Below are 23107 nucleotides of genomic sequence, written 5' to 3'. Positions count from 1 at the left end.
GATGAAAAAGACTGCTCTCGACTTTTGGGTCGGCCTCTTCGTGGTGCTCGGTTTCGTGGCGCTCCTGTTTCTTGCGCTCAAGGCGGGCAACATGAGCTCGCTGTCATTTCAGAAAACCTACGCGGTTAAGCTCAGGTTCGACAATATCGGCGGACTGAAGGCGCGCGCGCCGGTCAAGAGCGCGGGCGTGACGGTGGGGCGCGTCGGCGGCATCGGTTTCGATTCGAACACGTATCAGGCCATCGTGACGATCGATATCGACCAGCAATATCAGTTTCCGAAGGATTCGTCCGCGAAGATCCTGACCTCGGGTCTGCTCGGCGAACAGTACATCGGCCTCGAGCCGGGCGGCGACACTGACATGCTCAAGAACGGCGACACCATCTCCATGACGCAATCCGCCGTGGTGCTCGAAAACCTGATCGGCCAGTTTCTTTACAACAAGGCGGCAGATTCCGGCGCGTCGAAGTCATCCGCGGCGCCGGCAGCGCCCGCGTTCCCGGGCGCGGCGAGCGCAATGGGCGCCTCGGGCGCCGCCGGCGCGACCGCTGCCTCTGGCGCGGCTCAATAAGGAGAAGAATATGGCGATGGGGATGCGGCGCACGGTCATCGTGGCAAGCGTCGTGGCGCTCGCTGGTTGCGCGACGGTAACGACGCCCACCAAAGGGGACCCATTCGAGAGCTACAACCGGACGATGTTCACGATCAACGACAAGGTTGATCAATACGCGTTCAAGCCGGTGGCGCAGGGTTACGTGTGGGCCGTGCCGGAGCCGGTGCGCAACAGCGTGACCAACTTCTTCTCGAATATCGGCGACGTGTACATCGCCGCGAACAATCTGCTGCAATTGAAGATCGCGGACGGCGTGTCGGACATCATGCGTGTCGCGATCAATACGCTGTTCGGCGTCGGCGGCCTGTTCGACGTCGCGACCATCGCGAAGCTGCCGAAGCACTCCGGCGATTTCGGCCTGACGCTCGGCCACTACGGCGTGCCGTCCGGTCCTTACGTCGTGCTGCCGCTGCTCGGGCCGAGCACGGTGCGTGATTCCACGGGTCTCGTCGTCGATTATTTCGGCAATCCGCTCACCTACGTGAGTCCGGATTCGGTGAGCTGGGCGCTCTATGGCGTGAATCTCATCAACGTGCGCGCGAATCTCCTCGGCGCTACCGATGTGCTCGCCGACGCCGCGCTCGATAAATATTCGTTCGTGCGCAACGCGTATCTGCAGCGCCGTCAGTACCTGATTACCGGTGGCGACGACAGCATGCCGGACTACGGCGAGGCGCCGCTGCCGAACTACGGCGAGACAGACGGCGCGGCTGCGGCAGAAGGCGCATCGACGACGGTGGTTCCGGTCGCCCCTGCTTCGGGCGCTGCGGCGCCCAGGCCGGCGAGCGGCCCTGCCGGCACGGTGCCCGGCAATCAGTACGTTCCGCCATCCGGCTTCCCTTCATTCCGCTTGCGCTGAGCGGGCTTTTCCTAACGCGCGGTAACATATCTAACGACATTTCTTACGCTTTGGCTGCCGTGCCGCCTGAACTCGCTTCGGGCGGCGCGCTCAAACCGAAGCCTCTACTTTGCAGGGTCTGTGATGAAAAAACTTTTGCTTCTCCCCATCTTCGCGATGTTCATGGCGTTCTGCGGCGCGGCGTCGGCGCAGGCTGTCGATGCGAACTCACCCGACGTGCTGATCAAGTCGATCACGCAGCAAGTCCTCGATCAGATCAAGTCCGACAAACAAATCCAATCGGGCGATGTCAACGAGATCACCAAGCTTGTCAACGAAAAGATCCTGCCGTACACCGATTTCACGCGCACGACGCGCCTCGTGATGGGTCGCAACTGGAACACGGCTACGCCGGAGCAGCAGAAGCAGATCGTCGAGCAGTTCAAGATGCTCCTGATCCGCACGTACTCGGGCGCGCTCGCGCAGGTGCGTAACCAGACGGTGCAGTACAAGCCGTTCCGCGCGAATCCGGACGACACCGACGTCGTGGTCCGCTCGGTCGTGATGAACAACGGGCAGCCGGTCGAGCTCGACTACCGCCTGTACAAGACGCCGCAAGGCTGGCGCGTGTACGACATCAACGTGCTCGGCGCGTGGCTGATCCAGGCGTATCAGCAGCAGTTCAACGAGCAGATCTCGCAGAACGGCGTGGGCGGTCTGCTGCAGTTCCTGACGCAGCGTAACCAGCAACTCGCGGGCGGCAAGGCATCGTGAGCACGCCAGCCGTGGGCGGCCGTTTCCAGACGGCCGCCACCCTGACCCACGAGAGCGCGAAGGCCGCGCTCGACGCGGGTCTGTCGCGCATCGCAGCAGGCGCGACCGAAGTCGATTGCGCGCCGCTCACGCAATTCGATTCCTCCGCGCTCGCCGTGCTGCTCGCATGGCAGCGCGCCGCGTCCGCGCGCGGCGCCGCGTTCGGCGTCATCAATCTTCCTTCCGGGCTCGTCAGTCTCGCGCGAGCCTACGGCGTCGATACGCTCCTCACGTTCCGACATTGATCCTGATCTGACGCAAGCGCAGAAGGCGGCGGGGCATGCTCCACCGCCGTAATCAGGATCGCTCCGAAGTCGGCCTCAGTCGCTTTGCCCTATAATCAAACGTTTTTTCGGGCCCATACCCGGCCCTTTTTGTCGGAGTCCGGGTCCGGCAGGCGAACTTCCGCACATTCGAGGCGCGGCCGCGTAAGGCGCGCGCACAGTCCCGCACTGTCCACCATGTCAGCCATAGAAATCCGAAACGTCAGGAAGCGCTACAAGGATCTCCAGGCGCTCAAGGGCGTGAGCCTCACGGTTGAAGAGGGCGAGTTCTTTGGCTTGCTCGGCCCCAACGGCGCGGGCAAAACCACGTTGATCAGCATTCTGGCCGGCCTCGCGCGCGCCGATAGCGGCACGATCTCCGTGCGCGGCCACGATGTCGTCAGCGACTTTCGGGCGGCGCGCCGTGCGCTCGGCATCGTGCCGCAGGAGTTGGTTTTCGATCCGTTCTTCACCGTGCGCGAGTCGCTGCGCATTCAGTCGGGCTACTTCGGCTTGCGCAACAACGACGACTGGATCGACGAAGTCATGGCCAATCTCGATCTGACCGAGAAAGCCGACGTCAACACGCGCGCGCTTTCGGGCGGGATGAAGCGCCGCGTGCTGGTCGCGCAGGCGCTCGTGCATCGGCCGCCGGTAATCGTGCTCGACGAGCCCACCGCAGGCGTCGATGTCGAATTGCGGCAAACGCTCTGGAAGTTCATCTCGCGCCTGAATCGCGAAGGCCACACCATCGTCCTGACGACGCACTATCTCGAAGAAGCCGAATCGCTGTGCGACCGCCTCGCGATGCTGCGTCGCGGCGAGGTCGTCGCGCTAGAACGCACGAGTGCGCTGCTGCAGCGTTTCTCGGGCATGCAGTTGTATCTGCGTCTGTCGAACGGCGCGTTGCCTGCCGAGCTGCGGTCGCTCGAAGTCGATCCGCACGCGGTATCGGGCACGCAGCATCTGCTGCGACTCGCGAGCTACGACGACGTCGAGCCGATTCTCGCGAAATGCCGCGCGGCCGGCTGCACGTTCGATGAAATCGAAGTGCGCAAGGCCGATCTGGAAGACGTGTTCGTGCAGGTGATGAACGAGCCGGAAGTGGTCGAGGGACTTTCATGAGCGGTTTCCAGACGTTGTTCTACAAGGAGCTGCTGCGCTTCTGGAAGGTCTCGTTTCAGACCGTGCTCGCGCCGGTCGTGACGGCGCTGCTGTATCTCACCATCTTCGGTCACGCGCTGTCGGGACACGTGCAGGTGTATCCGGGTGTCGGCTACATGAGCTTTCTCGTGCCCGGCCTCGTCATGATGAGCGTGCTGCAAAACGCATTCGCGAACAGTTCGTCGTCGCTGATCCAGTCGAAGATCACGGGCAATCTCGTGTTCGTGCTGCTGCCGCCCATCGCGCATTGGGAAATGTTTTTCGCGTATGTGCTGGCGTCGGTCGTGCGCGGCCTGAGTGTCGGGTTCGGCGTGTTCATCGTGACGATATGGTTCATCCCGATGTCTTTTTCCGCGCCGTTCTACATCATTGCGTTCGCCATCCTCGGTTCGGGCATTCTCGGCACGCTCGGTTTGATCGCAGGCATCTGGGCCGACAAGTTCGATCAGCTGGCAGCATTCCAGAACTTCCTGATCATGCCGCTCACGTTTCTTTCCGGCGTGTTCTACTCGACGCATACGCTGCCGCCGCTGTGGCGCGCGGTGTCGCATCTGAATCCGTTTTTCTACATGATCGACGGCTTCCGTTACGGCTTTTTCGGCCTGTCCGATGTCAATCCGCTGGTGAGCCTCGGCATCGTTGGCGGGTTTCTCGCGGTGCTGGCGTTGATCGCCGTGCGTTTGCTCGCGAGCGGCTACAAGCTGCGTCACTAATTCTCAAGGAGACTTCCACTATGTTGCCGACTCCGGAGCAAGTGAAGGACTACATCGCCAAAGGTTTGGCCTGTCAGCATCTCGAAGTGGAAGGCGACGGCCAGCATTTTTTCGCGACCATCGTGAGCGACGCGTTCGTCGGCAAGCGGCTGATCGCGCGTCATCAACTGGTTTATGCGGCGCTCGGCGAGCGCATGCGCGAGGAGATTCATGCGCTCAGCATGAAGACCCTCACCCCCGACGAGTGGAAAGCGGCCTGAGTCCACCCGGCGAAGCCAATCAGGTCATACGACACATCCCAGCAACACCCGGCATCACCGGCAGACAAAGGCAGTAAAGAGTGCGATTCATTCAAGATAACCGCGGCGCCGGCAACGGCTCCGCAGCAGGAAGCTCGGTCGAAGGACAAGCAAGCATGGATAAACTGGTCATCACGGGAGGCGCGAAGCTTTCCGGCGAAATCACCGTCTCGGGCGCGAAGAACGCGGCTTTGCCCATTCTTTGCGCAAGCCTTCTCACCGCCGACGACGTCCATCTGTCGAACGTGCCGAATCTCCAGGACGTGCGCACGATGCTCAAGCTGCTGCGTCAGATGGGCGTGCAGTGCGAAGTGTCCGGCGACGGCCGCGTGACCCTCAATGCATCGAAGGTCGACAAGCTGATCGCGCCGTACGAAATGGTGAAGACGATGCGCGCGTCGATTCTCGTGCTCGGGCCGCTCGTCGCGCGCTTCGGCGAGGCCAAGGTGTCGCTGCCCGGCGGCTGCGCGATCGGTGCGCGTCCGGTCGATCAGCACATCAAAGGCCTGCAGGCGATGGGCGCCGAGATCAACATCGAGCACGGCTTTATCGACGCGCGCGCGAAGCGTCTGAAGGGCGCGCGCATCATCACGGACATGATCACCGTCACCGGCACGGAAAACCTGCTGATGGCGGCGGTGCTGGCCGAAGGCGAGACCGTCATCGAGAACGCGGCGCGCGAGCCGGAAGTGAGCGACCTCGCGCATCTGCTCGTGAAGATGGGCGCAAAGATCGACGGCATCGGCACAGACCGGCTCGTCATTCAGGGCGTCGAAAAGCTGCATGGCGCGAAGCACGACGTCGTGCCGGATCGCATCGAAGCGGGCACGTTCCTGTGCGCGGTCGCGGCGGCGGGCGGCGATGTCACGCTGCGTCGCGTGAGCACGCATCTGCTCGATGCCGTGACCGCCAAGCTGCGCGAAGCCGGCGTGAGCATCGAGGAAGGCGACGACTGGATGCGCGTGCGCATGGACAAGCGCGCGGAAGCGGTGAACATCCGCACGTCCGAATATCCGGCGTTCCCAACCGACATGCAGGCGCAGTTCATGGCGCTCAACACGATCGCCAACGGCACGTCGCAAGTGGTCGAGACGATCTTCGAAAACCGCTTCATGCACGTGCAGGAGCTGAACCGTCTCGGCGCGCGCATTACGATCGACGGCAACACGGCGCTCGTGTCGGGCGTCGAGATGCTTTCCGGCGCGAAGGTGATGGCGACCGACTTGCGTGCGTCCGCGAGCCTCGTGATCGCGGCGATGTGCGCCGACGGCGAAACGCTCATCGACCGCATCTACCATCTGGATCGCGGCTACGACCGCATGGAATCGAAGCTGACGGCCGTGGGCGCGAACGTACGCCGCATCAAGGGCAGCGGGAGCGAGCAATGAGTTCGCTTCCGCAGACGTCGTCGTCGGTGGGGCCGCGCGCGCCGCTGACGCTCGCGCTGTCGAAAGGGCGTATCTTCGAGGAAACGCTGCCGCTGCTCGCGGCGGCCGGCGTGCAGGTGGCCGAAGATCCGGAGAGCTCGCGTAAGCTGATTCTCCCGACCACGAATCCGAACCTGCGCGTGATCATCGTGCGCGCGACCGATGTGCCGACTTACGTCGAATACGGCGCGGCGGATTTCGGCGTCGCGGGGAAAGACGTGCTGATCGAGCATGGCGGCGGCGGTCTGTATCAGCCGATCGATCTGGACATCGCGCGTTGCCGGATGTCGGTGGCAGTGAAGGCCGGCTTCGACTACGCGAGCGCGGTGCGTCAGGGCGCGCGCCTGCGTGTCGCGACGAAGTACACCGAGACCGCTCGCCAGCATTTCGCGTCGAAGGGCGTGCACGTCGATCTGATCAAGCTGTACGGATCAATGGAGCTCGCGCCGCTCGTCGGCCTCGCGGATGCGATCGTCGACCTGGTGAGTTCGGGCGGCACGCTGCGGGCGAATAACCTCGTCGAAGTGGAAGAGATCATGCAGATTTCGTCGCGCCTCGTCGTGAACCAGGCGGCGCTCAAGCTGAAGCGCGCGGCGCTCAAGCCGTACCTCGACGCCTTCGAGCGCGCCACGCTCAGCGCAGGCGGCACAGGCAATTAGGCGAGCCGCGCACTGCGGCGCGCCACCAGCAAAACGGAAAACCAGCATGTCTATCAAGATTCGCAAACTCGATTCCAGCGCCGATGGTTTTCACAAGGCGCTGCGGGCGGTCCTCGCATTCGAGGCAAGCGAAGACGAAGCGATCGAGCGCTCGGTCGCGCAGATTCTCGCGGATGTCAAAGCGCGCGGCGATCAGGCCGTGCTGGAATACACCAACAAGTTCGATCGCCTGAAGGCTGCGAGCGTCGCGGCGCTCGAGCTGCCGCTGTCGGAAATGGAAGCAGCGCTCGAAGGTCTGGAACCCAAGCGCCGCGCGGCCCTCGAAGCGGCGGCGGCGCGCGTGCGCGGCTATCACGAGAAGCAGCGCATCGAGTGCGGCAGCCATAGCTGGCAATACACCGAAGCCGACGGCACCGTGCTCGGCCAGAAAGTCACGCCGCTCGATCGCGCGGGCATCTATGTGCCGGGCGGCAAGGCGGCGTATCCGTCGTCGGTGCTGATGAATGCGATTCCGGCGCGCGTCGCGGGCGTGAAGGAAATCGTGATGGTCGTGCCGACGCCCGACGGCGTGAAGAATCCGCTCGTACTCGCGGCGGCGCTGCTCGGCGGCGTGGACCGCGTATTCACGATCGGCGGCGCGCAGGCCGTGGCCGCGCTCGCGTACGGCACGCAAACGGTGCCCGCCGTCGACAAGATCTGCGGCCCGGGCAATGCGTATGTCGCATCGGCGAAGCGTCGCGTGTTCGGCACGGTCGGCATCGACATGATCGCGGGGCCGTCCGAGATTCTCGTGATTTGCGACGCCACCACCGATCCGCGCTGGGTCGCGATGGATCTCTTCTCGCAAGCCGAGCACGACGAGCTCGCGCAATCCATCCTGCTGTGTCCCGACGATGACTTCATCCAGCGCGTCGAAGATGCGATCGTCGAGCTGCTGCCCGCGATGCCGCGCCGCGAAGTCATCCAGCGTTCTCTCGAAGACCGCGGCGCGCTCATCAAGGTGAAAGACATGCGCGAAGCGTGCGCGATCGCGAACGACATCGCGCCGGAGCATCTCGAAATTTCCGCGCTCGATCCGCATCAGTGGGCCGCGCAGATTCACAACGCTGGCGCGATGTTCCTCGGCCGCTATACGAGCGAGAGCCTCGGCGACTACTGCGCGGGCCCGAACCACGTGCTGCCCACTTCACGCACGGCGCGTTTCTCGTCGCCGCTCGGCGTCTACGATTTCATGAAGCGTTCGAGCGTGATCGAAGTGAGCGCGGACGGCGCGCAGACGCTCGGCGAGATCGCGGCGGAACTGGCGTACGGCGAAGGCCTGCAGGCGCACGCGAAAAGCGCCGAATATCGAATGAAAAATATCGGCTGACTGATCAATATCGGCTGAAAATATCGGCCGACCCACAGCCGAGCCCATCGAACGAGGCGGCCTGAGAGCCGCCGCTCAAATCCGGCGAGAGAGCGCCGGGAAATCATGACGACAGCCCAAGACATCATTCGTCCCGACGTACTCGCGATGACGAGCTATCCCGTGCCCGACGCCACGGGGCTGATCAAGCTCGACGCGATGGAAAATCCCTCCACGCTGCCCGCCGATCTCGCCGAACGTCTCGGCGCGCATCTCGCGGGCGTCGCGCTGAATCGCTATCCGGCGCCGCGTCCGGCGGAACTGCTTGCGAAGATCAAGCGCGCGATGCGCGTTCCCGACGCTTGCGACGTGCTGCTCGGCAACGGCTCGGACGAGCTGATCAGCATGATGTCGGTCGCGTGCTCGACGCCGGGCGCGAAGGTCGTGGCGCCGGTGCCAGGCTTCGTGATGTACGAAATGTCGGCGAAGTTCGCGCATCTCGCGTTCATCGGCGTGCCGCTCAAGGCCGACTTCACGCTCGATGCCGATGCGCTCATCGCCGCCATCGACGAGCACGCGCCCGCGCTCGTCTACCTCGCGTATCCGAACAATCCGACCGGCACGCTCTACGACGACGCCGACATCGAACGCGTGATCGCGGCGGCATCGAAGAGTCTGGTCGTGATCGACGAGGCGTATCAGCCGTTCGCGGAAAAGAGCTGGATGCCGCGCGCCGCGGACTTCGACAACGTCGTCGTGATGCGCACGGTCTCGAAGCTCGGGCTCGCGGGCATCCGCCTCGGCTACATGGCGGGGCGGCCTTCGTGGATCATGCAGTTCGACAAGGTGCGCCCGCCGTACAACATCAACGTGCTGACGCAAGCCACCGCCGATTTTTTGCTCGATCACCTCGACGTGCTCGACGCGCAAGCCGCCGAACTGCGCGCGCAACGCACGCAGCTCGCGCGCGAAGTCGCTGCACTGCCCGGCATGACGGTATTTCCGAGCGCGGGCAACTTTCTGCTCGTGCGCGTTCCGGACGCGGCCGTTGCTTTCGAAACCCTTCTGACTTCGCGGGTTTTGATCAAAAACGTGGGTAAAATGCATCCATTGCTCGCCAACTGCATACGTTTGACGGTCGGCACGGCCGAAGAAAACGCGCACATGGTCGCGGCGCTGAAAAAGATCGCGCCACACTGAACCCCATAACGATCAAGTCTCAAGGAATCAAAATGCGCATTGCGGAAGTCGTTCGCAACACCAGCGAAACGCAGATCCGTGTGAAGCTCGATCTGGACGGCACCGGCAAGCAGAAGCTCGCCACCGGCGTCCCGTTCCTCGATCACATGCTCGACCAGATCGCCCGTCACGGGCTCATCGATCTCGACGTCGAAGCGCATGGCGACCTCCATATCGACGATCACCATACTGTCGAAGACACCGGCATCACGCTCGGTCAGGCGGTGGCGAAGGCTATCGGCGACCGCAAGGGCATTCGCCGCTACGGGCATTCCTACGTGCCGCTCGACGAGGCGCTGTCGCGTGTCGTGATCGATTTTTCCGGCCGGCCTGGTCTCGAATTCCATGTGCCGTTCACGCGCGCGCGCATCGGCACGTTCGACGTCGATCTCACCATCGAATTCTTCCGCGGATTCGTGAATCACGCGGGTGTGACGCTGCATATCGACAACCTGCGCGGCATCAACGCGCACCATCAGGTCGAAACCGTGTTCAAAGCGTTCGGCCGCGCGCTGCGCATGGCGTGCGAAGTCGATGAACGCGCGGCGGGGCAGATTCCGTCGACCAAAGGCAGTCTCTGATTCGCCGACTCCGATCCCGCGCGCGCCGGGCTTACGATGGATCTGTTCAAGTCGTTCATATCGCTGCTCGCGCTGATCAACCCGATCGGCGCGATACCGTTTTTTCTCAGCCTGACCGCGCAGCAGTCGGACATCGAGCGGCGCAACACGATTCGCGTCGCGTCCATTTCGGTGTTCTGCGTGATCGCGGTGACCGCGCTGCTCGGGCAGCAGATCATCGCGTTCTTCGGCATTTCGGTCGGATCGTTCGAAGTGGGCGGCGGCATCATCATGCTGCTCATGGCGATCAGCATGTTGAACGCGCAGGTCGGCAACGCGCGCTCGACGCCCGAAGAACGCATGGAAGCCGAGGAGCGCAACAGCGTCGCGGTCGTGCCGCTCGCGATTCCGCTGCTGACTGGTCCCGGCTCGATCAGCACGGTGATCGTCTATGCTGCCAATGCGCAGCACTGGTATGACCGTTTCGGGCTCGTCGTGCTGGGCGCGGTCATCGCGGGGCTGTGCTTCGGCGCGCTGAATCTCGCCGAGCCGATCGCGCGCGTGGTCGGGCGCACCGGGATCAATATCGGCACGCGTCTCATGGGTTTGATGTTGTCCGCGCTGGCGGTGGAGTTCATCGTCGACGGGTTGAAGGCCTTGATGCCATCTTTGAAATGACTACTTCGATTGCGATTGTTGATTACGGAATGGGCAACCTGCGCTCGGTCTACCAGGCGCTGAAAAAGGCTGCACCCGACGCGAACGTGGCGATCGTCGATCAGCCGCAAGGCATCCACGCGGCGGATCGCGTGGTACTGCCGGGCCAGGGCGCGATGCGCGACTGCATGGGCCATCTGGCCGCTTCCGGCCTGCAGGAAGCGCTGATGCAGGCGGCGCGCGAGAAACCGATGCTCGGCGTGTGCGTCGGCGAGCAGATGCTCTTCGACTGGAGCGAGGAAGGCGACACCAAAGGCCTCGGCCTTCTGCCGGGCAAGGTCGTGCGCTTCCAGCTCGACGGTCTCCTGCAGGACGACGGATCGCGCTTCAAGGTGCCGCAGATGGGCTGGAACCGCGTGCGCCAGGCACAGGCGCACCCGATCTGGGACGGCGTCGCGGACGGCGCGTTCTTCTACTTCGTGCACAGCTATTACGTGGTCCCGGACAATCCGGCGCACACATCCGGCGAAACCGTGTACGGCAGCGCATTTGCGTCGGCGGTGGCGCGTGACAATATCTTCGCGACCCAGTTCCATCCGGAAAAGAGCGCGGACGCCGGATTGCGCCTGTACCGTAATTTCGTGCACTGGAACCCGTGAAATGGCGTGCCCGCTAGCGTTTTCGCCTATTACGACGGGCGCATGACCGTTGCAAGACTTGTACTACACTAGCGAGACGGCGCGAAAGGCATGAAAGACCGCACGCGCGCCGTTTTGATCAACTTCACCCCGAAAATACGCGATACCTATGCTGCTCATTCCGGCCATCGATCTCAAGGACGGTCAGTGCGTGCGCCTCAAGCAGGGCGATATGGACCAGGCGACCATTTTTTCAGAAGATCCCGCAGCAATGGCCCGACATTGGGTCGATCGCGGTGCGCGACGGCTCCATCTGGTCGATCTGAACGGCGCCTTTGCTGGCAAGCCGAGAAACGGCGACGCGATCCGCGCAATCATCGAAGAAGTGGGCAGCGAGATTCCCGTGCAGCTAGGCGGCGGCATCCGCGATCTGGAAACCATCGAGCGTTATCTCGACGACGGTTTGTCGTTCGTGATCATCGGCACCGCGGCGGTCAAGAATCCGGGCTTCCTGCGGGACGCGTGCAGTGCGTTCGGCGGCCATATCATCGTCGGACTGGACGCGAAGGACGGCAAGGTCGCCACCGACGGCTGGAGCAAGCTGACGGGTCACGAAGTCGAGGATCTCGGCCGCAAGTTCGAGGACTACGGCTGCGAATCGATCATCTATACCGACATCGGCCGCGACGGCATGCTCCAGGGCATCAACATCGACGCGACCGTGCGCCTCGCGCGGGCGGTGAAGATTCCGGTGATCGCGAGCGGCGGGCTGTCGAGCATCGCGGATATCGAATCGCTCTGTGAAGTCGAGGACGAAGGCGTCGAAGGCGTGATCTGCGGCCGCGCGATCTACTCGGGCGATCTCGATTTCACGGCCGCCCAGACGCGCGCCGACGTGCTGCGCGAACCGGACGGCGCGTAAATCTTCTCGCGGCGCGAGCATGGCCGGGCGGTTCTTTACTCGCCTTCCGGCTGCTTCTACTTCGTATCGGCACAGAAAATGGCTCTCGCAAAACGCATCATTCCCTGTCTCGACGTGACCGCTGGACGCGTCGTGAAGGGCGTCAACTTCGTCGAATTGCGCGACGCGGGCGATCCCGTCGAAATCGCGCGGCGCTACGACGATCAGGGCGCCGACGAACTCACGTTCCTCGACATCACCGCCACGTCCGATCAACGCGACCTGATTCTGCCGATCATCGAATCGGTGGCTTCGCAGGTGTTCATTCCGCTGACGGTCGGCGGCGGCGTGCGCGCGGTCGAAGACGTGCGGCGCTTGCTGAACGCGGGCGCGGACAAGATCAGCATGAATTCGTCGGCGGTGGCGAATCCGCAACTCGTGCGCGACGCGTCGGACAAGCACGGCTCGCAATGCATCGTCGTCGCGATTGATGCGAAACGCGTGTCGGCCGAGGGCGAAACGCCGCGCTGGGAAGTCTTCACGCACGGTGGCCGCAAGGCGACCGGCATCGACGCGGTCGAATGGGCGCGCAAGATGGCCGCATACGGCGCGGGCGAAATCCTGCTCACCAGCATGGACCGCGACGGCACCAAGGCCGGCTTCGACCTCGCGTTGACGCGCGCCGTATCGGACGCGGTGCCGGTGCCGGTGATCGCATCGGGCGGCGTCGGCAACTTGCAGCATCTGGCGGACGGTATCGTCGAAGGTCACGCGGACGCGGTGCTCGCCGCGAGCATCTTCCATTACGGCGAGCACACGGTCGGCGAAGCGAAGCGCTTCATGGCCGATCAGGGCATTTCGGTGAGGACGTAAGCCGATGAACGCGCAAGCCGACTGGCTCGACAAAGTGAAGTGGGACGCGAACGGCCTCGTGCCGGTGATCGCGCAGGAAGCATCGAGCAACGACGTGTTGATGTTCGCGTGGATGAATCGCGAGGCGCTAGCGAAGACCATTGAACTGAAGCGCGCCGTGTACTTTTCGCGATCGCGTCAGCGCCTGTGGTTCAAGGGCGAGGAGTCGGGCCACGTGCAGCACGTGCACGACGTGCGTCTCGACTGCGACGAAGACGTGGTGCTCCTCAAGGTCGAACAGGTGTCGGGTATCGCGTGTCACACCGGACGCCACTCCTGTTTTTTCCAGAAATTCGAGGGCACGGCCGAGAACGGCGAGTGGGTCGCTGTCGAGCCTGTGCTGAAAGATCCAGAAAGCATCTACAAATGACGCAAGCCACCACGCTGGACACGCTGTTGCGACTCGCCGCGATCATTGACAGCCGCAAGGGCGGCGATCCGGAACAATCCTACGTTTCCCGACTCTTTCACAAAGGTGACGACGCGATCCTGAAGAAGATCGGCGAGGAAGCGACGGAAGTCGTGCTCGCCGCGAAGGACGCGCGCCACGGCGGCGCACCAAAAGCACTGGTCAGCGAGGTCGCCGATTTGTGGTTTCATTGTCTCGTGACGCTGTCCCATTTCGACCTGAGCCCCGCCGACGTCATCGCCGAACTCGAGCGTCGCGAAGGCTTGTCGGGGATCGAAGAGAAGGCGCTGCGCAAGTCGCGCGAGCGCGAGCAAAACGGCGGCTGACGAGCGTCTCGCATCTGAAGGAGGTCCAGCATGAACCGGCCGTACGAACCCTATCCGCCTGTCGTTCAGAACTCATCCGATCCGGAACGGCTGCGCAACATGCGCACCTTCACGCATGTGCTGTACGCGCTGTACGCGGTCTATTGGCTGACGGGCGGACTCACCGGCCTCGTCGCGATCATCCTCAACTACGTCAAGCGCAGCGATGCCGAAGGCACGCCGTTCGCCGATCACTTCACCTGGCAGATTCGCACGTTCTGGTGGTCGCTGCTTGGGCACGTCGTCGGCTTCGCCCTGATCTGGGTGCTCGGCCTCGGCTTCCTGATCATCGGCGCGACCTGGATCTGGACGCTGTATCGGATCATCAAGGGCTGGCTTTTCCTCTACGAAAGCAAGACGCTCGAACCGACCGCGTGGTTGTAATCACATTCGACAACGAAATCCGTCAAGTCCATGAGCCAAGACAACTGTATTTTTTGCCGGATCGCTTCCGGACAGCTTCCGAGCACGAAAGTCTACGAAGACGACGAGTTTGTCGCGTTCAACGACATCAATCCTGCTGCGCCGGTGCACGTGCTGGTGATCCCGCGGAAGCATATTGAAACACTTTCTCATTGCACAGAAAGTGACAGTCCGCTGCTTGGTAGAATGGTGAGTCTCGTCGGAAGGTTGGCGAAAGACTTGGGTGTGTCCTACACGGGGGGCGACACGGGTTTTCGCACGGTAATTAATACCGGACCCGGTGGCGGGCAGGAGGTGTATCACATCCACGCGCATTTGTTAGCCGGCGAGCGCCCGTGGCGCCGAATGGGGTGAGCCGCATTTTTTGTCGGCATTCTCCTTTCCAATGAAATATTGGGCGAGCAAAATCAATAGATGAAGCTGAGGCAAAGTGCCTCGGCCTAGGTCGAAAGGCCGACCTTCCGTCCCCGGTACCCAATTCGGGGCGGAATCACGGAGAGTTTTATCATGGGTTCGTTAAGCATTTGGCATTGGTTGATCGTCTTGTTGATCGTGGCGCTCGTCTTCGGCACGAAGAAACTGCGCAATATCGGCGGCGATCTGGGCGGTGCGGTGAAGGGTTTCAAGGAAGGCATGCGCGATGGCGAAACGCCGGCGAATTCGGCCGATCAGCGCGAACTGCCGCGTAACGGCGCGGTGGATGTCGAGGCGAAGGACAAGTCCCGCTCGGGCGACTACCGTTAATCCGGCCGCCGACCGCAACCATCCACTTCTCGTTCAATGCTCGATCTCGGTCTGACCAAAATGGCGGTCATCGGCGTCGTGGCGCTGGTGGTCCTCGGGCCGGAGCGCCTGCCAGGCGTCGCACGCACGGCGGGTGCACTCTTTGGGCGCGCTCAGCGCTACATCAACGACGTCAAGTCGGAAGTCGCGCGCGAGATGGAACTCGATGAGCTGAAGAAAATGCGCACCGAGTTCGAAACAGCGGCCACGAACGTCCAGTCGTCGATTCACGATACGCTCAAGCGCCACGAGTCCGAATTGAACGATGCGTGGAACGAAGGCACGTCGGTCGCGCCGAGTATCGCGGGCGGCGAGGCGGAATCCGCGGATAGCGCCGCATCGGACAAGCCTTGGGCAAGCACGCCGTCATCGGCGTCGACCAAGCGCAGGAACTGGCGCGTCAAGCAGAGCGCGATTCCCAACTGGTACAAGCGCACCACCGCGCGCCGTACGCGGGTTCAGTCGGGCGCGGCGCGCGTTGCTCGCCATACGCCCGCCACGCTGCGCCGGCAGACCCGGTTCTTCTGAGCGAGCCGCGCTTCGATCCCATTCCTTCCATGATCAACCGAGGGCCGGCGTGAGCGACCCGCAACAATCCAAAGAAGAGCCCGTCGAAGAGACGTTCATTTCGCATCTGGTCGAATTGCGCGACCGCATCATTCGCGCGGGCGCTTCGGTCATCGTCGTGTTCGTCGCACTGGTGTACTGGGCGCCGGACATCTTCAAACTGCTGGCTCGCCCGCTGATGCAAAACCTGCCGGCCGACGGCAAGATGATCGTCACCGACGTCACCGGCTCGTTCTTCGTGCCGATGAAAGTGACAATGCTCGTTGCATTCGTCATCGCGCTGCCGTTCGTGCTGTATCAGATTTGGGCGTTCGTCGCACCGGGCCTGTATCAGCACGAGAAGAAACTCGTCGGGCCGCTCGTATTCAGCAGCTACTCGCTGTTCCTGTGCGGCATGGCGTTCGCGTATTTCGTCGTGTTCCCGACTATCTTCCGCGTGATGGCGCATTACAACGCGCCGCTCGGCGCGGAAATGACGACGGACATCGACAATTACCTGAGCTTCGTGCTGACCATGTTCATCGCGTTCGGTGTGACCTTCGAAGTGCCGATCGTCGTCGTGCTGCTCGCGCGCATGGGCGTTGTATCGATCGCAAAGCTCAAGCAGGTTCGTCCGTATGTGATCGTCGGCGCTTTCGTCATTTCGGCGGTCGTCACGCCGCCCGATGTCTTTTCCCAGCTGATTCTCGCGATTCCGCTCGTCATTCTTTATGAGTTGGGCATCATCGCGGCGCGGCTGGTGGTCGGCAAGGAACAGATCAAGAGTGAGGAAGCCGCGGCGGAATAGACGCGAAGGTGCGGCTAATTGTCGCGCCGATGAGATGCAAAAAAGGCAGCTTCGATTCGATCGAAGCTGCCTTTTTGCTGTCCAAACCACGGCGATTTATTCGTCGCTCTGATCGCCCTGATCGCCGTCTTCATCCGGCATCTGTGGTGCTCGCGGCGGCGCGGGACGTTTGCCGATCATCACGCTGACGTCGAGCTCCTTGTTCTTGCGCATAAGATGAACCTTCACGGACGTGCCCGGCTTGATCTGCGCGACGACATTGAGCAGACGCGTCGTATCGGTGATGGTGTCGTCGTTGATGGACACGAGGATGTCGCCCGGCTTGATGCCCGCCTTGTCCGCCGGGCCGCCCTGCAGCACGCCCGCGACGATCGCGCCGGACTTCTGGTCGAGCCCGAACGATTCGGCGATCTCCGGCGTCACATCTTGCGGCTCCACGCCGATCCAGCCGCGCGTCACGGTGCCAGTCGTGATGATGCTTTCCAGCACGCTGCGCGCGGTCGACACGGGAATGGCGAAGCCGATGCCGAGCGAGCCGCCGCTGCGCGAATAGATCGCCGTGTTGATGCCGAGCAGATTGCCGTTCACGTCGACCAGTGCGCCGCCCGAGTTGCCGGGGTTGATTGCGGCGTCGGTCTGAATGAAGTTCTCGAACGTATTGATGCCGAGATGATTGCGTCCGAGCGCGCTCACGATGCCCATCGTAACCGTCTGACCGACGCCGAACGGATTGCCGATCGCGAGCACGACATCGCCCACGCGCGTCTGGTCCATGCGCCCGAGCGTGATGCTCGGCAGGTTGGTCATGTTGATCTTGAGCACGGCGAGGTCGGTTTCCGGATCGACGCCGATCACCTTTGCGCTCGACGTGCGGCCATCGGCGAGGGCGACTTCGATCTGATCCGCACCGTCGACGACGTGCTGGTTCGTTAGAATGTAACCTTCCGGGCTGACGATGACACCGGAGCCGAGATTCGACGCTGGCGGCTCGTCGCTCTTGCGCTTGTTCTTTTCACCGAAGAAGTAGCGGAATAGCGGGTCTTTCGCGCGCGGGTCGGGCGGCAGATTGCCGTCCTTGCTGGAGAACACGTTCACGACGGCCGGCATCGCCTTTTGCGCGCCTTCCGAAAAGGACGACTGAAGCGGCCTCGAGCCAATGCTCGGCGCCACCTCCTGCAATGCGACGATCGGCTCGGCAAGCTGCTTGCCGAATTGGCCTTGACGTTGGAGCCACTGCGGTTTCAAGGTCGCGATGATGAACATCAGGGCCAAAAGCACGGTGACCGCTTGGGCAAAGAATAGCCAGAAGCGTCTAAGCATTTGAAGGGATAGAGGATTTCATGGATCGGATCGAACTCGAATTGTATCTGAACAATCTGCTGGAAATCGGCCGCTTCAAGGACTATTGCCCGAACGGTCTGCAGGTTGAAGGCGCGCGCCGCGTGCGCAAGATCGCGACCGGCGTGACGGCGTCGCTGGCCTTCCTGGAAGCCGCCGTGGAGTGGGGCGCGGACACCGTGCTCGTGCATCACGGCTACTTCTGGCGTAACGAGGCGCCGCAGATCACGGGGCGCAAGCATAGGCGGTTGCGCACGCTGATCGCCAACGACATCAATCTTTTTGCCTACCATCTTCCGCTCGACTCGCATCCGGAGTTGGGCAACAACGCGCAGATCGGCGCGCGGCTCGGTCTGATCGCGGACGCCCGTTTCGCCGATCAGGACCTCGGCTGGGTCGCGACGCTCGGCATGCCGCTCCCGCTCGAGCACTTCAGCGCCATGGTCGAGAACGCGCTCGGCAGAAAGCCGCTCGTGTTCGGCGATACGGACAAGGAACTGCGGCGCGTCGCGTGGTGCACCGGCGGTGCACAGGGCTACTTCGAAGAGGCCATCGCGGCCGGCGCGGATGTGTATCTCAGCGGCGAAGTCTCCGAGCAGACCATGCACATCGCGGCGGAATCCGGCGTCGCATATATCGCGGCCGGCCATCACGCGACGGAGCGCTACGGCGTGCAGGCAGTGGGCACGCATCTGTCGGAGCAATTCGATCTCGAACATCTTTTTATCGATGTCGATAATCCGGTTTAATGCACCATTAAGCCCATTCGGCGATTATTGGCGCTGCTAGCCGGCTTAAATGAACGCTTCATGAGATTGCGCGAAAAACGTGGGGAAAACCCTGAAGCATCAATCACTTCGAGTGATTTTTGCTAGTCGGCCCTTGTAAATGCCAACTCCATTCGCGCACACTAGCGGCGGAACAACTGATGTGACGGTATAAATCCAACTCAGAAGTGGGGCGTGTGATGCGAGACAAGGAAGAAAAACGCGTCGACGGCGGCCGCCGTACCTGGCTGATTGCGACGACCGCAGTAGGTGGTTTCGGAGCAGTGGCCACCGTGGTTCCTTTTGTAGGTTCGTTCGCTCCATCGGAGAAGGCCAAGGCGGCGGGCGCGCCCGTCGAGGTCGATATCAGCGGACTCAAGCCCGGCGACATGATGACCGTCGCCTGGCGCGGCAAGCCGGTGTGGATCGTGAATCGCACCGACGAAATGCTGTCCGACGTCAAGAAAGCCGACAACGAAGTGGCCGACCCGCAATCGAAGATGGAATTCTCGATGCCGTTGCCGGAGTACTGCAACAACGAGTTCCGTTCGCGCGCCGATCACAAGAACATTTTCGTGGCGGTCGCCGTGTGCACGCATCTGGGCTGCACGCCGACGCCGCGTTTCACCGAAGGTCCTCAACCCAATCTCCCCGATAACTGGCCGGGCGGCTTCCTTTGCCCGTGCCACGGCTCGACCTACGACATGGCCGGCCGCGTCTTCAAGAACAAGCCCGCGCCGCAGAACCTGGACATTCCGCCGTTCATGTTCACTTCCGCGACGCAACTCGTGATCGGCAAGGACGAAAAGGGAGAGGCGTAAATGGCGACCGCAGAGAAGGAAGTCGAGACGACGGGACTGGTCGGCTGGATCGACCGTCGCTTCCCGATGACGTCGACGTGGAAGAAACACGTCTCCGAATACTACGCGCCGAAGAACTTCAACTTCTGGTACTTCTTCGGCTCGCTCGCGCTGCTGGTGCTGGTCAACCAGATCGTCACGGGCATTTTTCTCACGATGAACTACAAGCCCGATGCGACGCTCGCGTTCGCATCGGTCGAGTACATCATGCGCGAGGTGCCGTGGGGCTGGCTCATCCGCTACATGCATTCGACGGGCGCGTCGATGTTCTTCGTGGTTGTCTACCTGCACATGTTCCGCGGGCTGATGTACGGCTCGTATCGCAAGCCGCGCGAGCTCGTGTGGGTCTTCGGTTGCGCGATCTTCCTGTGCCTCATGGCCGAAGCGTTCTTCGGCTATCTGTTGCCGTGGGGGCAGATGTCGTTCTGGGGCGCGCAGGTGATCGTGAACCTGTTCTCGGCGATTCCGTTCATCGGCCCGGATCTGTCGCTGTGGATTCGCGGCGATTACGTCGTATCGGACGTCACGCTGAATCGCTTCTTCGCGTTCCACGTAATCGCGATTCCGCTCGTGCTGATCGGGCTCGTGGTCGCGCATCTGGTCGCGCTGCATGAGGTCGGCTCGAATAATCCGGACGGCGTCGAGATCAAGGCGAAGAAGGACGCGAACGGTATTCCGCTCGACGGCATTCCGTTCCATCCGTACTACTCGGTGCACGACTTCATGGGCGTGTGCGTGTTCCTGCTGATCTTCGCGGCGATCATCTTCTTCGCGCCGGAGATGGGCGGCTACTTCCTCGAAGCGAACAACTTCGTGCCGGCCAACCCGCTGCAGACGCCGCCCGAAATCGCGCCGGTGTGGTACTTCACGGCGTTCTACGCGATGCTCCGCGCGACGACCGATCCGTTCAAGATCGTGCTGATGATCGTCATCGCGGCGCTCGCCCTGCTCGCGCTCGTGCGCGCGCGCGGCAAGTGGCGGATCGGCCTGCCGGTGCTCGCGGTGCTCGTGCTGATCTTCATGGCGTTGACGGAATCGAAGTTCTGGGGCGTGGTCGTGATGGGCACGGCGGTGGTTTCGCTGTTCTTCCTGCCGTGGCTGGACAGAAGCCCGGTGAAGTCGATTCGTTATCGGCCGATGTTCCACAAGGTCTTTTACGCGATTTTCGTGTTCGCGTTCCTCATGCTCGGATTTTTGGGCACGCGACCGCCATCGCCGGCCGCGACGCTGATCGCACAGATCTGCGCGCTGATCTACTTTGCATTCTTCCTCGGCATGCCTTTCTGGACGCCGCGCGGCAAGTTCAAGACGCCGCCCGAGCGAGTGCACTACAAACCTCACTGAGCGCACGTCCGGAGACAAATACGATGAAAAAATGGCTCTCTGCAATATCGATGATCGCTGCGGTGCTGTTCGCGTTCGCCGCGGCGCCCGTGCAGGCGGAGGAAGAAGCGGTGCTCGACCGCGCACCCGATAGCTCGGACAACCTCGCGTCTCTGCAGCACGGCGCGCAGATCTTTGTAAACTATTGCCTGAACTGCCACAGCGCGAATCTGATGCGGTACAACCGGTTGACCGATCTCGGCATCAGCGAGAAGCAAATCCAGGAAAATCTGCTGTTTTCGACCGACAAGGTCGGCAACACGATGTCCATCGCGATGCGTCCGGACGACGCGAAAGCGTGGTTCGGCGCGTCGCCGCCGGATTTGTCGGTCGAGGCTCGGGCGCGCGGCAAGGACTGGCTCTACACGTACCTGCGAAGTTTTTACCGTGATCCGACGCGGCCGACCGGCTGGAACAATCGCGTGTACGAAAACGTCGGGATGCCGCATGTGCTCTGGACGCTTCAGGGCATCCGGGACGCCAAATTCGAGACCGGCACAGACGAGCATACCGGCGAAAAGGTAAAAAGGTTCGTCGGTTACACTCAGGTTACGCCTGGTGCCATGTCATCCGTGGATTATGATTCAAGTGTGGCCGATCTCGTTTCGTACATGTCGTGGATGTCGGAACCCGCGCAGCAGACGCGCAAGCGGCTCGGCGTCTGGGTTCTGCTGTTCCTGGCGCTGTTGAGTTTCCTCGCGTGGCGCCTGAACGCGGCATACTGGAAAGATATCAAATAGCGCGCCCCTCGACGGCGTGGGTCGGCGCGACGACGTTCCCCGGAAAGGGAGCGTCGCAGCCGGCCCTTCGAGTTTACTGAAGGAACTTTAAAAACATGATGGTTCTGTATTCCGGCACTACTTGCCCGTTCTCCCAGCGCTGCCGGCTGGTGTTGTTCGAAAAGGGCATGGATTTCGAGATCCGCGACGTCGATCTGTTCAACAAGCCGGAAGACATCGCGGTAATGAACCCTTACGGACAGGTACCGATTCTGGTCGAGCGTGACCTGATCCTGTACGAGTCGAATATCATCAACGAATATATCGACGAGCGTTTCCCGCACCCGCAGCTCATGCCGGCAGATCCGGTGCAGCGCGCCCGCGCGCGCCTGTTCCTGCTGAACTTCGAGAAGGAACTGTTCGTTCACGTCGGCACGCTCGAAAACGAGAAGGGCAAGGCCGCCGAGAAGAATCACGAGAAGGCGCGTGGCGCGATCCGCGATCGCCTCACGCAGCTCGCACCGATCTTCCTGAAGAACAAGTACATGCTGGGCGAAGAGTTTTCGATGCTCGACGTCGCGATCGCGCCGCTGCTGTGGCGCCTGGATCACTACGGCATCGAGTTGTCGAAGAACGCGGCCCCGTTGATGAAGTACGCCGAGCGGATCTTCAGCCGCCCGGCTTATATTGAAGCGCTGACGCCTTCCGAAAAGGTGATGCGTCGATAGTTTGCGTGCGTTGGAAGGCGGCTGCGCAGTTTCGCGCGGTCGCGTTTCGACAGAGGAAAGTTGATGCAAGAGATTTCCACCAAGCCGTATTTGTTGCGCGCGCTGTACGAGTGGTGCACGGACAATGGCTTTACGCCCCACATCGCCGTGCGAGTCGATGCGGCTACGCGTGTGCCGCGCCAGTTCGTGCGCAACGACGAGATCGTGTTGAACATCAGTTTCGAGGCGACGAGCCAACTGCAGATGGGCAACGAGTGGATCGAGTTCAGCGCGCGCTTCTCGGGCAAGTCCCACAAGATCGAAGTGCAAGTCGCAAACGTGCTCGCCATTTATGCGCGGGAAAACGGTCAAGGCATGGCGTTTCCGGTCGAGCCGGCCTCCCATTCGGGCGCGGACCTGGCGAGTGCACCGATCGGTTCACGGCCGGTCGAGCGTGATCGGCAGATCGAGGAGCCGGCTAGTTCGACTTCACTCGACGAGTCGGAATCGAACGCCGACGACGATGCTTTGAAATCGGCCGCAAGGTCCCACCTCAAAGTCGTCAAATGAAGTAGAATCTCGACCTTCGCCGGCTTAGCTCATCTGGTAGAGCAGTTGATTTGTAATCATCAGGTGGCGGGTTCGAGTCCTGCAGCCGGCACCAAGAGTTAAGGCACGGGTCGTGCGATGTTTGCACGGCCCGTTTGCTTTGATTCGGTTGGATGGGTAGGTCAGTCAGCGAGGCAAGAAGTTGAGAAATTCTTGTTGACAGTAACCGGGTCGTTCTTCATAATCTCGTTTCTCTGCTGCTGACAACGCAGCGACGCAAGACGGTAGGCGGGTTTGACGGTCTTGCGATGTGCTCTTTAAAAACTAACAGCCGATAAGTGTGGGCGCTTGATGGCGAGTGCGGTTTCAGTCTTTCGAGGCTGGAGCAATAGCAAAAGTAATCAAG

The 23107-nt window shown here is 61.9% G+C and carries 30 protein-coding genes and 1 tRNA gene; 30 read left to right on the top strand and 1 reads right to left on the bottom strand.

Going from position 1 to position 23107, the window contains the following annotated elements; genetic code table 11:
- The first annotated feature begins 1 nt into the window (after nucleotide 1).
- The 23 genes from mlaD to tatC all read left to right on the top strand — a co-directional run bounded on the left by mlaD (nucleotide 2) and on the right by tatC (nucleotide 16378).
- Nucleotides 2-571: an outer membrane lipid asymmetry maintenance protein MlaD gene (gene mlaD / locus AWB75_RS21585; RefSeq protein ID WP_061126117.1), complete on the top strand. Its 570-nt coding sequence runs from the start codon at nucleotides 2-4 to the stop codon at nucleotides 569-571.
- Between the two features lie 10 nt (nucleotides 572-581).
- A complete protein-coding gene (locus tag AWB75_RS21580) occupies nucleotides 582-1472 on the top strand; it encodes an MlaA family lipoprotein (protein WP_061126116.1) in 891 nt (296 codons plus the stop codon).
- 123 nt (nucleotides 1473-1595) lie between these two features.
- The gene (locus tag AWB75_RS21575) at nucleotides 1596-2225 is read left to right on the top strand and encodes an MlaC/ttg2D family ABC transporter substrate-binding protein (RefSeq protein WP_061126115.1); all 630 of its coding nucleotides are present in this window, start codon (nucleotides 1596-1598) and stop codon (nucleotides 2223-2225) included.
- Nucleotides 2222-2509 (top strand): STAS domain-containing protein, encoded by a 288-nt coding sequence (locus AWB75_RS21570; protein ID WP_087086731.1) that lies wholly within the window; start codon nucleotides 2222-2224, stop codon nucleotides 2507-2509. The genes AWB75_RS21575 and AWB75_RS21570 overlap by 4 nt, the downstream gene beginning before the upstream one ends.
- Nucleotides 2510-2725: 216 nt before the next feature.
- Nucleotides 2726-3652 (top strand): ABC transporter ATP-binding protein, encoded by a 927-nt coding sequence (locus AWB75_RS21565; RefSeq protein ID WP_061126113.1) that lies wholly within the window; start codon nucleotides 2726-2728, stop codon nucleotides 3650-3652.
- Nucleotides 3649-4404, top strand: a complete 756-nt coding sequence (locus tag AWB75_RS21560) for an ABC transporter permease (RefSeq protein WP_061126112.1) — start codon at nucleotides 3649-3651, stop codon at nucleotides 4402-4404. The genes AWB75_RS21565 and AWB75_RS21560 overlap by 4 nt, the downstream gene beginning before the upstream one ends.
- 20 nt (nucleotides 4405-4424) lie before the next feature.
- Nucleotides 4425-4664 (top strand): BolA family protein, encoded by a 240-nt coding sequence (locus tag AWB75_RS21555; RefSeq protein ID WP_014192422.1) that lies wholly within the window; start codon nucleotides 4425-4427, stop codon nucleotides 4662-4664.
- Nucleotides 4665-4819: 155 nt separating this feature from the next.
- On the top strand, nucleotides 4820-6091 hold the full coding sequence (gene murA / locus AWB75_RS21550) for a UDP-N-acetylglucosamine 1-carboxyvinyltransferase (RefSeq protein ID WP_061126167.1): 1272 nt from the start codon (nucleotides 4820-4822) through the stop codon (nucleotides 6089-6091).
- Nucleotides 6088-6789 carry an ATP phosphoribosyltransferase gene (gene hisG / locus AWB75_RS21545; RefSeq protein ID WP_061126111.1) on the top strand — a complete coding sequence of 234 codons (702 nt, stop codon included), beginning with the start codon at nucleotides 6088-6090 and terminating at the stop codon, nucleotides 6787-6789. Before murA ends, hisG begins: the two co-directional genes overlap by 4 nt.
- Nucleotides 6790-6835: 46 nt before the next feature.
- Nucleotides 6836-8158 carry a histidinol dehydrogenase gene (hisD, locus tag AWB75_RS21540; protein WP_061126110.1) on the top strand — a complete coding sequence of 441 codons (1323 nt, stop codon included), beginning with the start codon at nucleotides 6836-6838 and terminating at the stop codon, nucleotides 8156-8158.
- 105 nt (nucleotides 8159-8263) lie between these two features.
- Entirely contained in the window at nucleotides 8264-9337 is a 1074-nt protein-coding gene (gene hisC / locus AWB75_RS21535) for a histidinol-phosphate transaminase (protein WP_061126109.1), read from the top strand.
- Between the two features lie 32 nt (nucleotides 9338-9369).
- Entirely contained in the window at nucleotides 9370-9957 is a 588-nt protein-coding gene (gene hisB / locus AWB75_RS21530) for an imidazoleglycerol-phosphate dehydratase HisB (protein ID WP_061126108.1), read from the top strand.
- A gap of 36 nt (nucleotides 9958-9993) precedes the next feature.
- Entirely contained in the window at nucleotides 9994-10614 is a 621-nt protein-coding gene (locus AWB75_RS21525) for a MarC family protein (protein ID WP_061126107.1), read from the top strand.
- Nucleotides 10611-11252 (top strand): imidazole glycerol phosphate synthase subunit HisH, encoded by a 642-nt coding sequence (gene hisH / locus AWB75_RS21520; protein WP_087086729.1) that lies wholly within the window; start codon nucleotides 10611-10613, stop codon nucleotides 11250-11252. The genes AWB75_RS21525 and hisH overlap by 4 nt, the downstream gene beginning before the upstream one ends.
- Nucleotides 11253-11400: 148 nt before the next feature.
- Nucleotides 11401-12153, top strand: a complete 753-nt coding sequence (gene hisA, locus AWB75_RS21515) for a 1-(5-phosphoribosyl)-5-[(5-phosphoribosylamino)methylideneamino]imidazole-4-carboxamide isomerase (RefSeq protein ID WP_061126105.1) — start codon at nucleotides 11401-11403, stop codon at nucleotides 12151-12153.
- A gap of 78 nt (nucleotides 12154-12231) precedes the next feature.
- Nucleotides 12232-13005, top strand: a complete 774-nt coding sequence (gene hisF, locus AWB75_RS21510) for an imidazole glycerol phosphate synthase subunit HisF (protein ID WP_061126104.1) — start codon at nucleotides 12232-12234, stop codon at nucleotides 13003-13005.
- Nucleotides 13006-13009: 4 nt separating this feature from the next.
- On the top strand, nucleotides 13010-13414 hold the full coding sequence (hisI, locus tag AWB75_RS21505; RefSeq protein ID WP_061126103.1) for a phosphoribosyl-AMP cyclohydrolase: 405 nt from the start codon (nucleotides 13010-13012) through the stop codon (nucleotides 13412-13414).
- Entirely contained in the window at nucleotides 13411-13779 is a 369-nt protein-coding gene (locus tag AWB75_RS21500) for a phosphoribosyl-ATP diphosphatase (protein ID WP_061126102.1), read from the top strand. The genes hisI and AWB75_RS21500 overlap by 4 nt, the downstream gene beginning before the upstream one ends.
- A 30-nt stretch (nucleotides 13780-13809) precedes the next feature.
- Nucleotides 13810-14202: a DUF4870 family protein gene (locus AWB75_RS21495; protein ID WP_061126101.1), complete on the top strand. Its 393-nt coding sequence runs from the start codon at nucleotides 13810-13812 to the stop codon at nucleotides 14200-14202.
- A gap of 30 nt (nucleotides 14203-14232) precedes the next feature.
- Complete coding sequence (locus tag AWB75_RS21490; RefSeq protein WP_061126100.1) at nucleotides 14233-14595, top strand: histidine triad nucleotide-binding protein; 363 nt, start codon at nucleotides 14233-14235, stop codon at nucleotides 14593-14595.
- A gap of 153 nt (nucleotides 14596-14748) precedes the next feature.
- Nucleotides 14749-14985 (top strand): Sec-independent protein translocase subunit TatA, encoded by a 237-nt coding sequence (gene tatA / locus AWB75_RS21485; RefSeq protein WP_061126099.1) that lies wholly within the window; start codon nucleotides 14749-14751, stop codon nucleotides 14983-14985.
- A gap of 36 nt (nucleotides 14986-15021) precedes the next feature.
- The gene (gene tatB / locus AWB75_RS21480) at nucleotides 15022-15552 is read left to right on the top strand and encodes a Sec-independent protein translocase protein TatB (protein ID WP_061126098.1); all 531 of its coding nucleotides are present in this window, start codon (nucleotides 15022-15024) and stop codon (nucleotides 15550-15552) included.
- A 49-nt stretch (nucleotides 15553-15601) separates the two neighbouring features.
- A complete protein-coding gene (gene tatC, locus AWB75_RS21475) occupies nucleotides 15602-16378 on the top strand; it encodes a twin-arginine translocase subunit TatC (protein WP_061126097.1) in 777 nt (258 codons plus the stop codon).
- 96 nt (nucleotides 16379-16474) lie between these two features.
- On the opposite strand, the gene AWB75_RS21470 is transcribed toward tatC, so the two are convergent.
- Entirely contained in the window at nucleotides 16475-17698 is a 1224-nt protein-coding gene (locus AWB75_RS21470) for a S1C family serine protease (protein ID WP_061126096.1), read from the bottom strand.
- Nucleotides 17699-17718: 20 nt separating this feature from the next.
- On the opposite strand from AWB75_RS21470, the gene AWB75_RS21465 reads away from it, so the two are divergent.
- From AWB75_RS21465 to AWB75_RS21435, 7 genes are all read left to right on the top strand, one after another.
- Nucleotides 17719-18465, top strand: a complete 747-nt coding sequence (locus AWB75_RS21465; protein WP_061126095.1) for a Nif3-like dinuclear metal center hexameric protein — start codon at nucleotides 17719-17721, stop codon at nucleotides 18463-18465.
- A 218-nt stretch (nucleotides 18466-18683) separates the two neighbouring features.
- Nucleotides 18684-19304 carry a ubiquinol-cytochrome c reductase iron-sulfur subunit gene (gene petA, locus AWB75_RS21460; protein ID WP_061126094.1) on the top strand — a complete coding sequence of 207 codons (621 nt, stop codon included), beginning with the start codon at nucleotides 18684-18686 and terminating at the stop codon, nucleotides 19302-19304.
- Complete coding sequence (locus AWB75_RS21455) at nucleotides 19305-20687, top strand: cytochrome b (protein ID WP_061126093.1); 1383 nt, start codon at nucleotides 19305-19307, stop codon at nucleotides 20685-20687.
- Nucleotides 20688-20710: 23 nt separating this feature from the next.
- Nucleotides 20711-21466 (top strand): cytochrome c1, encoded by a 756-nt coding sequence (locus tag AWB75_RS21450; RefSeq protein ID WP_061126092.1) that lies wholly within the window; start codon nucleotides 20711-20713, stop codon nucleotides 21464-21466.
- A gap of 95 nt (nucleotides 21467-21561) precedes the next feature.
- Nucleotides 21562-22173, top strand: a complete 612-nt coding sequence (locus tag AWB75_RS21445) for a glutathione S-transferase N-terminal domain-containing protein (protein WP_014192402.1) — start codon at nucleotides 21562-21564, stop codon at nucleotides 22171-22173.
- 63 nt (nucleotides 22174-22236) lie between these two features.
- Nucleotides 22237-22722, top strand: coding sequence for a ClpXP protease specificity-enhancing factor (locus AWB75_RS21440; RefSeq protein WP_061126091.1), 486 nt, complete (start codon nucleotides 22237-22239; stop codon nucleotides 22720-22722).
- 18 nt (nucleotides 22723-22740) lie between these two features.
- Nucleotides 22741-22816, top strand: a tRNA-Thr gene (locus AWB75_RS21435).
- The last annotated feature ends 291 nt before the right edge of the window (nucleotides 22817-23107 follow it).

The organism is Caballeronia catudaia, assembly GCF_001544755.2.
Lineage (GTDB): Bacteria > Pseudomonadota > Gammaproteobacteria > Burkholderiales > Burkholderiaceae > Caballeronia > Caballeronia catudaia.
The sequence above is the reverse complement of the archived record's forward strand: the minus strand, read 5'-3'. Positions and strand labels throughout refer to the sequence as shown.

What these genes read in the sequence shown, in the direction of transcription:
- mlaD (WP_061126117.1), top strand. Translation starts at nt 2, where the DNA reads ATGAAAAAGACTGCTCTCGACTTTTGGGTCGGCCTCTTCGTGGTGCTC.
- AWB75_RS21580 (WP_061126116.1), top strand. Translation starts at nt 582, where the DNA reads ATGGCGATGGGGATGCGGCGCACGGTCATCGTGGCAAGCGTCGTGGCG.
- AWB75_RS21575 (WP_061126115.1), top strand. Translation starts at nt 1,596, where the DNA reads ATGAAAAAACTTTTGCTTCTCCCCATCTTCGCGATGTTCATGGCGTTC.
- AWB75_RS21565 (WP_061126113.1), top strand. Translation starts at nt 2,726, where the DNA reads ATGTCAGCCATAGAAATCCGAAACGTCAGGAAGCGCTACAAGGATCTC.
- AWB75_RS21560 (WP_061126112.1), top strand. Translation starts at nt 3,649, where the DNA reads ATGAGCGGTTTCCAGACGTTGTTCTACAAGGAGCTGCTGCGCTTCTGG.
- AWB75_RS21555 (WP_014192422.1), top strand. Translation starts at nt 4,425, where the DNA reads ATGTTGCCGACTCCGGAGCAAGTGAAGGACTACATCGCCAAAGGTTTG.
- murA (WP_061126167.1), top strand. Translation starts at nt 4,820, where the DNA reads ATGGATAAACTGGTCATCACGGGAGGCGCGAAGCTTTCCGGCGAAATC.
- hisG (WP_061126111.1), top strand. Translation starts at nt 6,088, where the DNA reads ATGAGTTCGCTTCCGCAGACGTCGTCGTCGGTGGGGCCGCGCGCGCCG.
- hisD (WP_061126110.1), top strand. Translation starts at nt 6,836, where the DNA reads ATGTCTATCAAGATTCGCAAACTCGATTCCAGCGCCGATGGTTTTCAC.
- hisC (WP_061126109.1), top strand. Translation starts at nt 8,264, where the DNA reads ATGACGACAGCCCAAGACATCATTCGTCCCGACGTACTCGCGATGACG.
- hisB (WP_061126108.1), top strand. Translation starts at nt 9,370, where the DNA reads ATGCGCATTGCGGAAGTCGTTCGCAACACCAGCGAAACGCAGATCCGT.
- AWB75_RS21525 (WP_061126107.1), top strand. Translation starts at nt 9,994, where the DNA reads ATGGATCTGTTCAAGTCGTTCATATCGCTGCTCGCGCTGATCAACCCG.
- hisH (WP_087086729.1), top strand. Translation starts at nt 10,611, where the DNA reads ATGACTACTTCGATTGCGATTGTTGATTACGGAATGGGCAACCTGCGC.
- hisA (WP_061126105.1), top strand. Translation starts at nt 11,401, where the DNA reads ATGCTGCTCATTCCGGCCATCGATCTCAAGGACGGTCAGTGCGTGCGC.
- hisF (WP_061126104.1), top strand. Translation starts at nt 12,232, where the DNA reads ATGGCTCTCGCAAAACGCATCATTCCCTGTCTCGACGTGACCGCTGGA.
- hisI (WP_061126103.1), top strand. Translation starts at nt 13,010, where the DNA reads ATGAACGCGCAAGCCGACTGGCTCGACAAAGTGAAGTGGGACGCGAAC.
- AWB75_RS21500 (WP_061126102.1), top strand. Translation starts at nt 13,411, where the DNA reads ATGACGCAAGCCACCACGCTGGACACGCTGTTGCGACTCGCCGCGATC.
- AWB75_RS21495 (WP_061126101.1), top strand. Translation starts at nt 13,810, where the DNA reads ATGAACCGGCCGTACGAACCCTATCCGCCTGTCGTTCAGAACTCATCC.
- AWB75_RS21490 (WP_061126100.1), top strand. Translation starts at nt 14,233, where the DNA reads ATGAGCCAAGACAACTGTATTTTTTGCCGGATCGCTTCCGGACAGCTT.
- tatA (WP_061126099.1), top strand. Translation starts at nt 14,749, where the DNA reads ATGGGTTCGTTAAGCATTTGGCATTGGTTGATCGTCTTGTTGATCGTG.
- tatB (WP_061126098.1), top strand. Translation starts at nt 15,022, where the DNA reads ATGCTCGATCTCGGTCTGACCAAAATGGCGGTCATCGGCGTCGTGGCG.
- AWB75_RS21470 (WP_061126096.1), bottom strand. Translation starts at nt 17,698, where the DNA reads ATGCTTAGACGCTTCTGGCTATTCTTTGCCCAAGCGGTCACCGTGCTT.
- AWB75_RS21465 (WP_061126095.1), top strand. Translation starts at nt 17,719, where the DNA reads ATGGATCGGATCGAACTCGAATTGTATCTGAACAATCTGCTGGAAATC.
- petA (WP_061126094.1), top strand. Translation starts at nt 18,684, where the DNA reads ATGCGAGACAAGGAAGAAAAACGCGTCGACGGCGGCCGCCGTACCTGG.
- AWB75_RS21455 (WP_061126093.1), top strand. Translation starts at nt 19,305, where the DNA reads ATGGCGACCGCAGAGAAGGAAGTCGAGACGACGGGACTGGTCGGCTGG.
- AWB75_RS21450 (WP_061126092.1), top strand. Translation starts at nt 20,711, where the DNA reads ATGAAAAAATGGCTCTCTGCAATATCGATGATCGCTGCGGTGCTGTTC.
- AWB75_RS21445 (WP_014192402.1), top strand. Translation starts at nt 21,562, where the DNA reads ATGATGGTTCTGTATTCCGGCACTACTTGCCCGTTCTCCCAGCGCTGC.
- AWB75_RS21440 (WP_061126091.1), top strand. Translation starts at nt 22,237, where the DNA reads ATGCAAGAGATTTCCACCAAGCCGTATTTGTTGCGCGCGCTGTACGAG.